Below are 15243 nucleotides of genomic sequence, written 5' to 3' on the forward strand. Positions count from 1 at the left end.
TTCAGACAGCCTCTACGCTTTTTTGGGCTGCGGCTATCAGTGCATCGACATCGGATTCCTGTGTATCGAAACTGCACATCAGGCGCACGGTTCCTTCATTGTCCCAATCATAAAAAACAAACTGTTCATGCAGTTTTTCTGCGACGCCTTTGGGCAAACGAACAAATACTCCGTTTGCTTCAACGGGCGAAACAAATTCAATGCCGTTTATTGCCGACAAACCACGCAACAACCTTGCTGCCATCGCGTTGGCGTGCTGCGCCGCGCGCAACCACAGGCCGTCTGAAAGCAACGCAACAAATTGTGCCGATACAAAACGCATTTTAGAAGCCAACTGCAAATTGAGCTTACGCAGATAGGGCAGGCCGTCTGAAATTTTTTCAGGGTTCAGCACGATCACACATTCGCCAAACATCAATCCGTTTTTGGTGCCTCCAAACGACACGATATCCACGCCGACATCGGCAGTGATTTCACGCAGCGAAACACCTAACGACGCAGCAGCGTTAGATAATCGGGCACCGTCCATATGCAATGCCATTCCGCGCTCACGGCAGTACTCACCAATCGCCTGTATTTCAGACGGCCTATATACCGTGCCTAATTCCGTACACTGGGTAATGCTGACTGCCAAAGGTTGGGCACGATGCTCGAAACCGTACCCATAAGCCTCCCGAGCAATCAGTTCAGGGGTTAACTTGCCGCCAAGCGAAGCCACAGGCCACAATTTAAATCCGCCCACGGCTTGCGGAGCGGTACTTTCATCATGATGAACATGCGCCGTGTCGGCACATATTACCGCCCCCCAACGCGGCAAACATGCCTGCAACGCCAACACATTTGCGCCCGTTCCGTTAAAAACAGGAAACGCTTGGGCTTTATCACCGAAATGCTCCCGAACCAACGTTTGTAATTTTTCGGTATAAGGATCATTTCCATACGCTCCCACATGGCCGCCGTTAGCTGTTGATAAAGCATCCATGATTTCAGGCAACACGCCCGAATAATTATCGGAAGCAAAAGAAATGTATTGAGGATTATGCAGCGGCTTCATAACAGGCTTTCAATGAGAGAAGGCCGTCTGAAAAACTTCAAACGGCCTGTTTCACGTGAAACATTTAACTTTTTAATGCATCGGTAAGCTGGGGAACAATCTCAAATAAATCGCCCACCAAACCGTAGTCCGCCACGTTAAAAATAGGTGCGTCCGGGTCTTTGTTGATGGCAACAATCACTTTGCTGTCCTGCATACCGGCAATATGCTGAATCGCACCTGAAATGCCCACCGCAATATACAGTTGCGGCGCAACTACCGTGCCGGTTTGACCTACCTGAAGGGCATTGGGCGCATATTCTGCATCAACCGCTGCTCGAGACGCACCGATTGCGCCTCCGAGCGCATCCGCCAAAGGCGTAATCAATGCGTTGAATTGCTCGGCACTGCCCAAAGCCCGCCCGCCGGATACCACTACTTTAGCCTGCGTGAGCTCGGGGCGATCGGATTGAGCCAGCTTTCTTTCCACGAAACGGCTTAAATTTTGAGCAGGAGCGGCTTCAACACTCACCACTTCTGCATCGCCGCCTTTTTCCGCCGCATCAAAAGAGGCGGCTCTAAAGGTCAAAACCAGTTTGGGCGCGTCAATTTGAATGGTTTCAAAAGCATTGCCTGCATAAATAGGGCGTGTAAATGTTTTGTTATCAACCACTTCGGTTAAATCTGAAACTTGGGGCACATCCAATAACCCAGCAACGCGGGGCAAAAGGTTTTTACCGAAAGCAGTAGCCGTTGCACCGACAGCTTGATAATGTTCAGCCAGCTTCACAACCAACGGAGCAAGTTCCTCTGCCAAACCTTCGCTATAATGGCCGGCTTCTGCCGATAAAACTTTTGCAACGCCCTTGATGTGTTTTGCTTCTTCTACAACTGCAGCCGCACCGCTGCCGGCAACTAAAATATGCACTTCGCCCATTTTAGAAGCTGCGGTAACGGCATGAAGGGTGGCGGGGTTTAATTGCTGATTATTGTGTTCTGCAATAATTAAAATATTCATTTTGCCTCTCCCGTCAGATAACTTTAGCTTCGTTTTTCAGTTTTTCAACCAATTCGGCAACGCTGCTTACTTTCACACTGGCTTTCCGCTGCTTAGGCTCGGCTACTTTCACGACATGCATAAGGGGTTTGATATCCACACCCAAATCTGAAGGAGAAAACTTCTCCAAAGGCTTTTTCTTTGCCGCCATAATATTGGGCAGCTTCACAAAACGGGGTTCGTTCAAACGCAAGTCTGCACTAATCACTGCAGGCAATTTCAAGGCTACGGTTTCTTCCCCGCCGTCAATTTCACGGGTAACCAACACTTCGTTATCAACCAGCTCAACTTTGCATGCGAATGTGCCTTGAGAGGCATTTAATAGCGCAGCCAGCATTTGGGCGGTTTGGTTGGCATCATCATCAATAGCCTGCTTACCCAACAGCAACAACTGCGGCTGCTCTTTATCTGCTATTGATTTAAGCAGTTTGGCCACGGCCAAAGGCTCGAGCTTGCCGTCGGTTTCAACATGAATGGCACGGTCTGCACCCATTGCCAGTGCCGTGCGCAGGGTTTCTTCGCTTTTTTTGCCGCCCAAAGAAACGGCTACGATTTCACTCACTTTGCCTGCTTCTTTGAGACGCACGGCTTCTTCAACAGCAATTTCGTCAAACGGATTCATCGACATTTTCACATTGCCGATATCCACATCCGAACCATCTGCCTTGACGCGGACTTTTACGTTGTAATCCACCACTCTTTTCACTGCCACCAGTGCTTTCATGAACGCTCCTTAAACCCGGCCGCCACTTGGGGCGGCTGGTAAATTGATAAACATGTTTTTGTAAGAAACCTGCTTTGAACTTCCTTACAGAAACAGTCTGTCGGTTTATATTCCCAACTTGCCGGACGGATGATAAACGGCTTACCAACACCTAGCGGCTTTTTTATTTTTCAGACGGCCTCATTTTTGTTATGCACACAATCAATCAATGCCGTATATACCTTATCCACAGCGGGGATATTTCCGGCTCTTCCCAAATTTACCGCCCAAGCAGAAGGCTGAACACCGGTTTTTGCAGGATCTGTATCGGTGTAAATCCCCACCACAGGACGATCCAACGCATTAGCCAAATGCAGCAAACCGGTATCCACACCAACGACACCTTGGGCCCGCTCCAAAAGACAGGCCGCCTGAAGCAGGCTTAATTTATCGCACACCTTGGCAAAAGGCAGCTTGGCAGCGATATTTTCCGCCCTGAGTTTTTCGGTTTCATTACCCCAAGGCAAATAAACGGCGCATTCTTCCCGATCATGGAGCTTTTGCAGCAACTCCACCCAATGCCCGACCGGCCATAACTTGCTGTCGCGGCTGGTTGCATGAAGGGCAACATAATACCGGGGCGGCAATCCGTTTAACGCACCTTCTTGCGGCACAACCAATCCGAAACGCTGTTCAGACGGCATCTCATAACCAAAGGCTTGCGCAAATAAAACACGGTTGCGCCAAACCGCATTTTGACCTTTAGGAACCGTATAAGTTTGGTTATACATTAACGCCGCCCACCGTTCGCGGGCGCTTCCGAAACCCAAGCCTTTCACGGGCGCCTGAGTGATTTTGGCAAAAACCGCGCTTTTTACCAAACCTTGGCTGTCCAACACAAAATCAAAGCGTTGTTGCTGAAGATCGTTTTTCAGACGGCCTATATCCTGCCACACCGAGTATTGCGCCAACCCTTTGCGCCATTGCCGCCAGCGCATAACATGAACCTTTTTGACAAAAGGGTGCAGTCGGGCGATATCGGCAAAAGCCGCTTCACTCAACCAGTGCAGCTCCACATCCGGACGCATGCGCGACAAGTCGTCCACCGCAGGCAGCGTATGGATTAAATCGCCCATACTCGACAGCCTAACCAGCAAAACTTTCATCACGCCACCTCATCTTTTCAAACCGATGTTTCACGTGAAACATCTTGAATAAAAATACAACCTATTGATTTTTAATATAATCTGAAACAGAATCAGCATTTTCGAGCACCACGGCACCGGCATCCATCATTTCGTTCCACGCCAATTCAACCGTTTCGGGCGCAATGCCGCGGCAGGCAGCCGCGTTAACCAATACTTGCCAATTGCCGCCTTTAATCAGCTGCAACACCGTGGTCTTTACACAATAATCGGTTGCCAAACCGCCAACAATAACCATTGTTGTGCCTTTACTGTGCAGCCACTCCAACAAACCGGTGCTGAGTTTTTCTCCAATATCGTGAAAACATGCTCCGTAAGGGTGGTATTCGGGGTCAACGCCTTTCCATACGCAATAATCATAGTCTTGCGCAGACGGCAAACCATCGAGCAATTCATAGCCTTTTGTGCCGACTATTGCGTGCGGCACCCATGTTAAGTCGGCTTCCGGCATACCCGTCGGCCGGAGCATATCGGCAGCGTCTTGCACTATCCATTTCGCAAACGGGCTGTGCGCGTCTTTCGTCATCACGCGCAAATCCGCCAATGCCGCTTGGGCGTTCAATTCCGCCACAATCGTATCGCCTTCCGCCACCGGCAATTCATCCGGACACAACGGGGAAAAGGTTTTCTGTGCATCAACGTCTATCGACACAATCATATATATGCTCTCAGTCTTAAAAGGCAGCTGACATTATAGCCGAAAAATCAGATGCCCAGCACCGCCCGCCACCCTTTCAACGCACTACATTTTCCATACTGCCCGCACTGCAAAAACAGCGGCAGACATTTGCTTACCGAGCGCAACACAAAGGCCGATACCTTTGCGAACACCCGATATGGGTACGGTTAAAGATGTATATAGCCAATCAACTTATTTTTAATACGAGGCAACAAGACGCAGCAACGCCACAGCAGAAATAAAGTTTATTTGCTGTATCGGTGTTATCATAGCCGCCTTTCAAAGCCTTTCAGACGGCATCTATGCAATACACCATCACTTCCATCGGCACCGTACATTCACCCTACAAACAAAAATTCGGCATCGCCCGCCAACCCGGTTTGGTGCCTGCCGCCGAAGTCTGCATCGAATTAAACAACAGCTTTACCGCCGACAGCGTGCGCGGTTTGGAAGCATTTGATTATGTGTGGGTCAGCTTTATTTTTCACGACGTATTGGAAGAAGGCTGGTCGCCGCTGGTGCGCCCCCCGCGTTTGGGCGGCAAGCAGAAAATGGGCGTTTTCGCCACACGCAGCCCCCACCGCCCCAACCACATCGGCCTCTCGCTATTGAAACTCGAACGCATAACCTCCGGCAAACCCGTGCGCCTTTATTGCAGCGGTGCCGATTTGCTCGACAACACGCCCGTTATCGACATCAAACCCTATATTCCCTTTGTAGAAGCCAAACCCGATGCCGCAGGCGGTTTCGCCGCCGTTAAACCCGAAGAACTCAGCGTAACGTGGCAGGCCGATTGCAGCCATACCGCGCTAACATCCGCCGAACGCAACCTGATCAGCCAAAGTATCGCCCAAGACCCGCGCCCCGCCTATCAAGATATTCCCGAACGAATCTATGTGATGCAGGTTGCACAATACGAAGTAACTTTTCAAATCAACGGCCGCCAAGCCCTGATATTAACCGTTACGCCTGCCTGACAAACATCGGAAATATTTCAGACGGCCTGAAACCTTTCGCATGAAACGCCAACAGAACCATCCCATTCTTTCATATCATTAAACGAATACACAAACTTTAATATTTACCAAGTATTCCAACCATTTATCCCAACACAAATCGAAGGAAACCACATGAAAAAACTCATTGCAACTTTATTGTGCTGCCTGTCTGCCCATGCTTTTGCACAAAATCCGATTATCGTACCGGTGTCGCTGCTCGACCTCGAAAAAGGCGACACCCCGATAGGCGAAATCCACATCAGCCAAAGCAAGCACGGTGCCGTCTTCACCCCGCACCTGAAAGGGCTGAAAGCAGGCATTTACGGCTTTCACGTTCACGAACACCCCAGCTGCGCTCCCGCACCAAACAAAGGCAAGCTCGTTGCCGGCCACGGAGCGGGCAGCCATTGGGATCCCCACAAAACCGGCGCACACAAAGGTCCGTGGGATGACAGCGGCCATTTGGGCGACTTACCCGCATTGGCAGTAGCCGCCAACGGCCATGTGCAACCCGTTGTCGCTCCCCGCATCAAAAACATCAACACCCTGCGCGGCCACTCGCTTATGATTCATGAAGGCGGCGACAACTACAGCGACCACCCCTCCGCTTTGGGCGGCGGCGGCGGACGCATGGCCTGCGGAGTGATCCGTTAGTAAACGGCACAATACCTTTGCCCCCGGATATGAATGGTGTTCAAAGCTTATAGCCAATCAATTTAATTTTCATACGAGGCAGCAAGCCCAAGCAGCACAGCTAATACGGAACCGAGTCTGTTACCGCTTCAGCGGCTTACGCCGTCGCTTTCTTTGAGCTAAGGCGCAGAAACGCCGTAGTCGAAGTTAAATTGGTTGATTATATATAACGCCATGTTTTGCCTGTGCCGGTAAGGCCGTCTGAAAAATCTCAACGGACAAGACAAAACCGAAGGCCGAACCTTAGTTAAAAGGTTCGGCCTTCGGTTTAAATCAAACAGGTTTCAAGCAACTTTTTCAGACGGCCTCAGCAGCCTGAACTGCCGGTTTGAAATGAATCAATCAGCAAACTGTTTTTTCATCTGCTCGCGGCGTTCTTGCGCTTCAACCGAAAGGGTTGCAGTGGGGCGGGCAAGCAGGCGTTTCAGACCGATGGGTTCGCCGGTGTCGCGGCAGAAACCGTAGTCGCCTTCGTCGATGCTGCGGATGGAGGCTTGGATTTTGCTCAACAGCTTGCGCTCGCGGTCGCGGGTGCGCAGCTCGAGGGCGTATTCTTCTTCCTGAGTGGCGCGGTCGGCGGGATCGGGAGCGGATTCGTGCTCTTGCAGATGGCCGGTGGTGGCATTGGCATTGGCAATCAGTTCGTCTTGCAGTTTTACCAACAGCTCACGGAAAAAAGCCAGTTGGTCCGCATTCATGTAGTCTTCTTCAGAGCCGTTCCAATTAAGGATGTCTTGTTCTGTGAGCTTTGCCATGGTAGTTCTTTCTTTCTCTGTTGGACGGTAGGCTTCGATTCAAAGCCCGCTTTTAGGTTTGTTGTTGATTTTTCGATGATTTAACCTTTTTGTGCGGGGGCATCATATCACGGTTTTATGAATATGCCTTATTTTAAGCCTGCTCCGCGCCCGGTGTTTTTGTTCAGACGGCCTCTCTAACGGGTTAACTCATTGATATATCAATTCAACAGCCATAAATTCAATTTGGCGGTCAACTGTGGCAGGATTGCACTTAACCAAAACCACAGCATCAATGCCAGAACGCTGCCCGAAAAATCGTAGCGTCCGAATTTTAAAAAGACAAAAGGCCGCGACAATGGTTCAAATATTTTATGCAAAGATACTTGTAAAAATGAGTATGGATTTTGAAAACTCAGCACCATTCTCAATACCAAACCCAACAGTAAAACATAGGCAACGGCTTTAAACATGCTTAAAACTGTGAAAAACAGATTGGCGGCGATCACTTTTATGCCGAAACCGCCCGGCAGCGAGATTAATGAAATCAGCGTAAAGGCGGTGTAATAGAGCAGCACGCAGGCCAAAATGCAGGCGGTATCCCAGCGGCCTAACGGCGGGGCGGCCTTGCGCAGCGGCTTCACCAGCCAATCGGTGGTATGGGTGCAGAATTGGGCAAACGGATGGCGGTAATCGAGCTTCGCCCATTGCAGCAGACAACGGGCCAAACACACGATGGCCAGGCCGTCTGAAAACAGAATCAATAATTTAGACAACATTTCAGACGGCCTCGAATTGGCGGGTAATTTCCCGTGAACGCGCCACGCACGCATCAACGCCTTCGCCTATCGCTTCGGCTACCGAGCGGGCTTTAAAAGTTTCCAGCGCGGCAAACGTGGTGCCGCCTTTGGAGGTAACGTTTTGCTGGAGCACGCTGAAATCTTCGCCGCTTTGTTCGGCCAACGCAACCGCGCCTTTAAAGGTGGCCAAGCTGAGCTGATTGGCGGTTTCTTCATCGAAACCCTGCATAACGGCAGCTTTCTTCAAGGCATCGAGCAGATAAAACACATAGGCGGGGCCGCTGCCGGTAATGCCGGTAACGGCGTGCAGCTGGGCTTCGTCTTCCACCACCATCACTTGGCCGACCGCAAGCATGATTTGCGCCGCCAGCTGTTTGTCGGCCTCAGTGGCTCCGTCGCCCGCAAACAGCCCGGATACGCCCAAACCGACCCCGCTGGGCGTATTCGGCATCACCCGCACAATACGGCGCGTGCCGTTGAGATAGCGGCTCAAGGTATCGACACTCAATCCGGCCGCCACCGATATGACCAATGCGCCGTTGGTTTCCACACCCGCACACGCTGCCTGCATGTCTTGCGGCTTCACGGCCAACACCAGCACGTCTTCGCCGTGCAGTTGGGGCAGGGCTTCCGATACCGGCACACCCAACTCGCGCGCCAAGCGTTCGCGCTTTTCCGCACCGCGGTTCACAATATGGAGCGCGTATCCGCCCTGTCTGGCCAAACCGCCTGCAATAGCGGCCGCCATATTGCCGCCGCCTAAAAAATAAATGGTCATCGTCCGCTCCTTTCAAACGTGTCGAGCCGCCAGTATATAGCGAAACCGCCTGCCACCGTTACCGCAGCGAAAGATTGCCACTATCACGGCAGAAAATATTTTGGAAAAGGCCGTCTGAACGCCACAACGCCGACAAGCCTAAGCGATTCCTGTTAAAATCACGCCTTTTCAGCAATTTGATAAGCCATACACCCACGCCGTTTTTTCAGACGGCCTCCCGGCGCAAGCTTATCGCCCATCTATTTTATTTATGAACATATTTTACGAAGAATCCGGCCAATTCAAAGTGGCGACCGTCGTTCAAAAAAACGATGCCAACTATCAGGCCGACACCCAGCACGGAAAACGCACCAAAGTTAAAGCCGCCAACGTATTTGTCGAATTCGACACCCCGCTCGACGACTTCCTGAACAAAGCCCAAGCCGAAGCCGCCGACATCGACACCGATTTGCTGTGGGAAGTGTGCGGCGAAGAAGAATTCACCGCCGAAGCCATCGCCGAAGAATATTTCGGCCACGCACCCGCCAAAACCGAGCTGGCCGCCACCCTGATCGCCCTCTACGCCGCGCCGATGTACTTCTACAAAAAGGCCAAAGGCGTATTCAAAGCCGCGCCCGAAGAAACCCTCAAGCAGGCGCTGGCCGCCATCGAGCGCAAAAAGCAGCAGGAAGCGCAAATCGAAAGCTGGGCCGAAGCCTTGAAACAAGGGCAGATGCCGTCTGAAATCGCTGCCGACTTAAAAACCATCCTGCACGCGCCCGACAAACAGGCACTCACCTACAAAGCCTTCACCAAAGCCGCCGACGCGCTCAAACTCGCTCCGCTGGCACTCGCCATGCAAACCGGCGGCGTGGCTTCGATTCCGCAGTATCTTTACGACGGCTTTGAAATCAAGCATTTCCCCAAAGGCACCGGCTTTCCCGATGTCGCCGTCCCCGCTTTGGCCGACCTGCCCAAAGCCGACGTGCAGGCATTTTCCATCGACGACGACAGCACCACCGAAGTGGACGATGCCATCAGCGTTACCGATTTAGGCAACGGCAGCAAACGCGTCGGCATCCACATTGCCGCGCCTTCGTTGGCCGTCGAGCCCGGCAGCGGTATCGAAGGCATCATCATGGAACGCCAAAGCACCGCCTATTTTCCCGGCGGCAAAATCACCATGCTGCCCGACAACTGGATTGCCTCTTTCAGCCTCGATGCCGGTGCATACCGCCCCGCCGTGAGCATTTATTTCGACGTGGACGCCGACTTCAACATCGGCGCGCCCGAACATAAAATCGAAGCCGTTTACATCGCCGAAAACCTGCGTATTCAAGCCATTGAGCCGCATTTCAATACCGAAACCGGTTTGGATGCCGAAGGGCAGGCCATGTTCAACCACCACCGCGATTTAATCTGGCTGCACCAATTTGCCGTCGCCCGCCAAAAAGCCCGCGGCAAATACGAGCCGGAACGCGCCGTTCAATACGATTACAGCATCGAATTGAACGCAGACGGCAGCGTAGGCGTGGCCCGCCGCGAACGCGGTTCGCCCATCGACACATTGGTGAGCGAAATGATGATTCTCGCCAACAGCACATGGGCCGAAATGCTCGATGCCAACCACCTGCCCGGCCTGTTCCGTGTGCAGCCCGGCAACAGCAAAGTGCGCATGAGCACCAAATCCGAACCGCACAGCGGCATGGGCGTGCAACATTACGGCTGGTTTACCTCGCCGCTGCGCCGCGCCGCCGACTACATCAACCAAAAACAGCTTATCAGCCTGATTTCAGACGGCCTGCCGCTGTTTGAGCACAACGATGCCGACCTGTTTGCCGCCCTGCGCGATTTCGATTCGGCCTATACCGCCTATGCCGATTTCCAGCGGCAGATGGAAAGCTATTGGAGCTTGGTGTATGTGCAGCAGGAAAACATCAAAGAGCTGAAAGCCACGCTGTTGAAAGAAGACTTGGTGCGTATCGACGGCCTGCCGCTGGTGGCCCGCGCCACCGGCATTCCGTTCGACGCGCTGCCCAAATCGCAGATGCTGCTGTCGGTAACGGAAGTGGATGCAGACAAACAGTTTATCGCGCTGAACTACCTGAAAACCGTTGTGCCTGATGCGGCTTGATGCGGATCAGTTTGCAAGGTTTTGCGTAATCCATTGTAATCATGACGCAAATCAACCGTTGGGGCTGCGCGCCTTTACCGCTTTTTCCGCTTCCCGCATAATGCGGCTGATTGCTTTCATTTACTTCAGACAAGGAAACCGAACATGGCATTTTTGAAATTGACCGAACAAAACGTACAAGGCAAAACCGTATTGATCCGTGCCGATATGAACGTGCCGTTTAAAGACGGTGCCATCAGCGACGACACCCGCATCCGCGCATCGCTCGCGTCGATTCAATATTGCTTGGACAACGGCGCGGCGGTGATCGTGATGTCGCACTTGGGCCGCCCCACCGAAGGCGAGTTCCACCCCGAAGACGACGTAGCGCCGGTTGCCGCCCACTTGGGCAAACTGTTGGGCAAAGAAGTGAAGGTGTTGAACGATTGGCGCGAAAACAAACCTGCGCTCAAAGCCGGTGAAATCGCCATGCTGCAAAACGTGCGCATCAACAAAGGCGAAAAGAAAAACGATTTGGAATTGGGCAAAGCCTATGCCGCGCTATGCGACGTGTTTGTGAACGACGCATTCGGCACCGCCCACCGCGCCCAAGCCTCTACCGAAGCCGTAGCCCAAGCCGCGCCCGTGGCCTGCGCCGGTGTGTTGATGGCCGGCGAATTAGACGCTTTGGGCAAAGCCCTCAAAGAGCCTGCCCGTCCGCTGGCTGCGATTGTGGCCGGCAGCAAAGTATCGACTAAACTCACCATTCTCGAGAGCTTGGCCGACAAAGTTGACCAATTAATCGTCGGCGGCGGCATCGCCAATACCTTCCTGCTGGCTGCGGGCAAGCCCATCGGCAAATCGTTGGCCGAACATGATTTGGTGGAAGAATCGAAAAAAATCATGGAAAAAATGGCGGCCAAAGGCGGCGTGGTGCCGCTGCCGACCGACGTGGTGGTGGCCAAAGCGTTTGCCGCCGATGCCGAAGCAACGGTAAAAAATATCGACAATGTGGCCGAAGACGACATGATTCTCGACATCGGCCCGCAATCTGCCGCAGCCTTGGCCGAAGCCTTGAAAAAAGCCGGCACGGTGGTGTGGAACGGCCCCGTGGGTGTGTTCGAGTTCGACCAATTTGCCGGCGGCACCGAGGTGCTGGCCAAAGCAATTGCCGACAGCAGCGCCTTCTCGATTGCCGGCGGCGGCGACACTTTGGCGGCGATTGCCAAGTTCGGCATTACCGACCAAATCAGCTACATTTCCACCGGCGGCGGTGCGTTCCTTGAGTTTTTGGAAGGCAAAGAGCTGCCTGCCGTGGCGGTTTTGGAAAAACGCGCTTAATCCCGACAGAATGTGAAAACAGGGAAAGCACGGGCTTTCCCTGTTTTTGTTGAATGCCCGTTGCAGGCCGTCTGAAACCGTTTATTTAAGTGAATTGACCATAAACGGTTTCAGACGGCCTGCGGCCTTTGCAAACTCAAGCCGGCCTTAGATATAAAATCCTGTAAAATAAACCGCTTTCCCCATCCGAGTATCTCAAACCTATGCCAGACACCGCCCAGATTATCGCCAGCTACGGCCGCCGCTATACCGTGCGCACCCCCGGCGGCATTCAATATGATGCCACCACCCGCAAAAAACGCGTTGATTTTGCCTGCGGAGATTGGGTGCACATCAGCCCCATCAATCACGAACAGGCGGTTATCGAAGATTATCTGCCGCGCGAAAGCCTGCTCTACCGCCAAGATGCTTGGAAAACCAAACTGATTGCCGCCAATGTCGATAAACTGTTTATCGTTACCGCCGCCGTGCCCGGCCCCAACGAAGCCTTGATCCAGCGTGCGCTGCTGGCTGCCGAAGCCGCCGGTATCGAAGTCGTGATCGTGCTGAACAAAGCCGACTTACCCGAAACCGACGCTTGGCGGCAAAAACTCGGCTTTTACGAATCATTGGGCTACCCCGTAATCGAAACCTGCGCGCTCGACCACGCCGACGCACTCAAACCTTTGATGCAGGGCTACACCAATATTTTTCTGGGGCAGAGCGGTATGGGCAAATCCACGCTCACCAACGCTTTGCTCGGCAGCCAGACTGCCCGCGTGGGCGAAATCTCCACCGCGCTCGATTCCGGCAAACACACCACCACCCATGCCCGCCTGTATGATATTGATGCCGAAACCAAATTAATCGATTCGCCCGGTTTGCAGGAATTCGGCCTGTTCCATCTCGAAGCGCCCCGCCTGCTCGAATATTTTCCCGATTTGCGCCATTTGTCGGGACAATGCCGTTTCCACAACTGCACCCACCGCGCCGAACCCGGATGTGCCGTGAAAGCGGCAGCCGAAACAGGCGCAATACGCGAATCACGGCTGGCGTTTTTACAGCGCATTACCGACGAACTGCTGCGCTAACCATACGCAAAGGCCGTCTGAAAAACCGATTCTCAAACTATACAGCCAATCAAACTTTTTTCAGACGGCCCGAAACCTTTGCCCAATCCATCCGGCCATCCCTATGCTCGACATCCTTTACCGCGACACCCTCTGTATAGCCGTCAACAAACCTGCGGGCATGTTGGTGCACCGCAGCTGGCTCGACCGCCACGAAACCCGCTTTGTGATGCAGACCCTGCGCGACCAAACCGGCCGGCATGTCTATCCCGTCCACCGGCTCGACCGCCCGACCTCGGGCGTACTTCTGTTTGCCTTCGACAGCGAAAGCGCACACTTGCTGTCGCGGCAATTCGAGCAGCAAACCGTGCAGAAAACCTATTGGGCGGTTGTGCGCGGCCATCTGAACGGCAGCGGCCGCATCGACTATCCGCTCAAAGAAGAAGCCGACAAAATCGCCGACCCCTTTTCCGACCCCGACAAACCCGCACAACATGCCGTAACCGACTACCGCTGCCTTGCTCAAACCGAACAGCCGTTCCAATCTGCCGCCCGCTATCCTACCTCGCGCTATTCATGGGTAGAACTCACACCGCATACCGGCCGCAAACACCAGCTGCGCCGCCATCTGAAACACATCTTTCATCCGATTGTGGGCGATACCACCCACGGCGACAATGCCCAAAACCGCGCCGTTGCCGCCCATACCGGCAGCACGCGCCTGATGCTTCATGCCCGCACGCTGGCATTCAATAAGCCTGACGGCAGCGGCAGAATCACCGTCTGTGCAGACGTTGACGGGCAATGGCAGCAGCTCGCCCGCGCTTTCGGCTGGCAGATACCGCCGCCCTAAAGCCCTTGGTGCAGACAAGCCGGTTGCCGGCACCGCCCTTTATCGTCAATCCGCTTGACTTTTATTACGGCGTTGCTGCCTTGCATTAAAGCTAAGTTATTGACCATAAAATAAATAGGCCGTCTGAAACATTTCAGACGGCCTATCCGTTATGGGGGCATACAGGTCGGGCGGTAAGCCGGGTTCTGTCGTCGGACAGCCATTCCTCTAGGCGCACCATTGCTGATACGCTCCAGCAACCTACCCGAACGCTCGGCGAGCAGCGTCAATGCGTTCTGTTTGGTCTTGCTCCGAATGGGGTTTAGCCTGCTGCGCCTTGTTACCAAGTGCACGGTGCGCTCTTACCGCACCTTTTCACCCTTACCTGTGCTGCCGAAGCAGCCATTGGCGGTATTGCTTTCTGTTCCACTTTCCGTCGCATTACTGCGCCCGGCCGTTAGCCGGCATTCTGCTCTTCGGAGCCCGGACTTTCCTCCCCGCAGGCTTTATACGTTGCGCGGCGGCTGTCTGCCCGGCCTGTATGCACGGCGGATTATAACACGGCAGATGGCGCGGCAAACTTCATCAAAACAAATAATCAGGGGTATAATTGTTGGTGCAGTAACGATAAAACCCGCTCGATTTCATTCATCTACAAGGAAAATCAATCATGCACAAAAGCGTTTTACTTTGCCTGTTGATGGGCAGCGCGGCGGCTTTTGCCTCCGCCGCCGATATCCATATCGCAGAAACCGTTCCTTATGAAGACGAAAGCCGTATCGATAACCGCATCACGTCCGAATGCACCGAAATCGGCAGCCGCTTGTCTCAAGCCGTTGAAAAATATGCACGCGAAAATCAAATAACGGTTATACGCGACGGCAACACCGACCCCGAGGTATCTTATGCCAAGCTGCACATCACTTCGGCCATGAGCGCAGGCAATGCTTTCATCGGCCATGCAAAAGGAATGTCGGTTTACGGCGAGCTTTACCGCAACGGCCAACCCGTGCATAAAACCACGTTCAACCGCAACTCCATGGGCGGCATGTTTGCCGGTTTCAAAGGTTCGTGCACCGTACTTTACCGCACCGCCAACGCCTTGGGCAAAGACATCGCCGCTTGGCTGGCCACACAAAACCGCCCCTAAGCCGCCGCCTGTCATAAAAGTTTCAGGCCGTCTGAAAACAGCATTTCAGACGGCCTTCTCTATAATCAATGCTAAAATACACTTTTCCCTTGCCAGCTA

Annotated in this window: 15 protein-coding genes and 1 other RNA gene; 7 read left to right on the top strand and 9 right to left on the bottom strand. The window is 53.1% G+C overall.

What is annotated here, in order from left to right:
- Position 1: 1 nt before the first annotated feature.
- From LVJ88_RS12185 to LVJ88_RS12205, 5 genes are all read right to left on the bottom strand, one after another.
- Positions 2-1054 carry a threonine aldolase family protein gene (locus LVJ88_RS12185; protein ID WP_085418324.1) on the bottom strand — a complete coding sequence of 351 codons (1053 nt, stop codon included), beginning with the start codon at positions 1052-1054 and terminating at the stop codon, positions 2-4.
- A 64-nt stretch (positions 1055-1118) separates the two neighbouring features.
- Positions 1119-2051 carry an electron transfer flavoprotein subunit alpha/FixB family protein gene (locus LVJ88_RS12190; protein ID WP_085418325.1) on the bottom strand — a complete coding sequence of 311 codons (933 nt, stop codon included), beginning with the start codon at positions 2049-2051 and terminating at the stop codon, positions 1119-1121.
- A gap of 13 nt (positions 2052-2064) precedes the next feature.
- A complete protein-coding gene (locus LVJ88_RS12195; RefSeq protein ID WP_085418326.1) occupies positions 2065-2814 on the bottom strand; it encodes an electron transfer flavoprotein subunit beta/FixA family protein in 750 nt (249 codons plus the stop codon).
- A 170-nt stretch (positions 2815-2984) separates the two neighbouring features.
- Positions 2985-3959, bottom strand: a complete 975-nt coding sequence (gene waaC, locus LVJ88_RS12200) for a lipopolysaccharide heptosyltransferase I (protein ID WP_085418327.1) — start codon at positions 3957-3959, stop codon at positions 2985-2987.
- A gap of 61 nt (positions 3960-4020) precedes the next feature.
- Positions 4021-4656: a nicotinamidase gene (locus LVJ88_RS12205; RefSeq protein WP_085355592.1), complete on the bottom strand. Its 636-nt coding sequence runs from the start codon at positions 4654-4656 to the stop codon at positions 4021-4023.
- A gap of 323 nt (positions 4657-4979) precedes the next feature.
- Between LVJ88_RS12205 and tsaA the strand changes: the two genes are divergently transcribed.
- Both tsaA and LVJ88_RS12215 read left to right on the top strand, forming a co-directional pair.
- On the top strand, positions 4980-5654 hold the full coding sequence (gene tsaA, locus LVJ88_RS12210) for a tRNA (N6-threonylcarbamoyladenosine(37)-N6)-methyltransferase TrmO (protein WP_054599502.1): 675 nt from the start codon (positions 4980-4982) through the stop codon (positions 5652-5654).
- Between the two features lie 153 nt (positions 5655-5807).
- Positions 5808-6329 (top strand): superoxide dismutase family protein, encoded by a 522-nt coding sequence (locus LVJ88_RS12215; RefSeq protein WP_085418328.1) that lies wholly within the window; start codon positions 5808-5810, stop codon positions 6327-6329.
- 377 nt (positions 6330-6706) lie between these two features.
- Here the strand turns inward: LVJ88_RS12215 and dksA are convergent, their stop codons facing one another.
- From dksA to proC, 3 genes are all read right to left on the bottom strand, one after another.
- Positions 6707-7123, bottom strand: a complete 417-nt coding sequence (gene dksA / locus LVJ88_RS12220; protein WP_054599504.1) for an RNA polymerase-binding protein DksA — start codon at positions 7121-7123, stop codon at positions 6707-6709.
- Positions 7124-7323: 200 nt separating this feature from the next.
- Entirely contained in the window at positions 7324-7935 is a 612-nt protein-coding gene (locus LVJ88_RS12225) for a YggT family protein (protein WP_233127562.1), read from the bottom strand.
- The gene (proC, locus tag LVJ88_RS12230; protein ID WP_085418329.1) at positions 7883-8680 is read right to left on the bottom strand and encodes a pyrroline-5-carboxylate reductase; all 798 of its coding nucleotides are present in this window, start codon (positions 8678-8680) and stop codon (positions 7883-7885) included. Before proC ends, LVJ88_RS12225 begins: the two co-directional genes overlap by 53 nt.
- A 250-nt stretch (positions 8681-8930) precedes the next feature.
- Between proC and LVJ88_RS12235 the strand changes: the two genes are divergently transcribed.
- The 4 genes from LVJ88_RS12235 (at position 8931) to truC (ending at position 14015) form a co-directional block, all read left to right on the top strand.
- Positions 8931-10793 carry a ribonuclease catalytic domain-containing protein gene (locus LVJ88_RS12235; protein WP_085418330.1) on the top strand — a complete coding sequence of 621 codons (1863 nt, stop codon included), beginning with the start codon at positions 8931-8933 and terminating at the stop codon, positions 10791-10793.
- A gap of 144 nt (positions 10794-10937) precedes the next feature.
- A complete protein-coding gene (locus LVJ88_RS12240) occupies positions 10938-12113 on the top strand; it encodes a phosphoglycerate kinase (RefSeq protein ID WP_085418331.1) in 1176 nt (391 codons plus the stop codon).
- Between the two features lie 203 nt (positions 12114-12316).
- Positions 12317-13183: a ribosome small subunit-dependent GTPase A gene (rsgA, locus tag LVJ88_RS12245; protein WP_085418332.1), complete on the top strand. Its 867-nt coding sequence runs from the start codon at positions 12317-12319 to the stop codon at positions 13181-13183.
- Positions 13184-13286: 103 nt separating this feature from the next.
- A complete protein-coding gene (truC, locus tag LVJ88_RS12250) occupies positions 13287-14015 on the top strand; it encodes a tRNA pseudouridine(65) synthase TruC (RefSeq protein ID WP_085355600.1) in 729 nt (242 codons plus the stop codon).
- A gap of 158 nt (positions 14016-14173) precedes the next feature.
- Here the strand turns inward: truC and rnpB are convergent.
- An RNA gene (gene rnpB, locus LVJ88_RS12255) (RNase P RNA component class A) lies at positions 14174-14534 on the bottom strand.
- 130 nt (positions 14535-14664) lie between these two features.
- Between rnpB and LVJ88_RS12260 the strand changes: the two genes are divergently transcribed.
- On the top strand, positions 14665-15144 hold the full coding sequence (locus LVJ88_RS12260) for a hypothetical protein (protein ID WP_085358567.1): 480 nt from the start codon (positions 14665-14667) through the stop codon (positions 15142-15144).
- Positions 15145-15243 lie beyond the last annotated feature (99 nt).

This window comes from Neisseria dumasiana (assembly GCF_022870885.1).
Lineage (GTDB): Bacteria > Pseudomonadota > Gammaproteobacteria > Burkholderiales > Neisseriaceae > Neisseria > Neisseria dumasiana.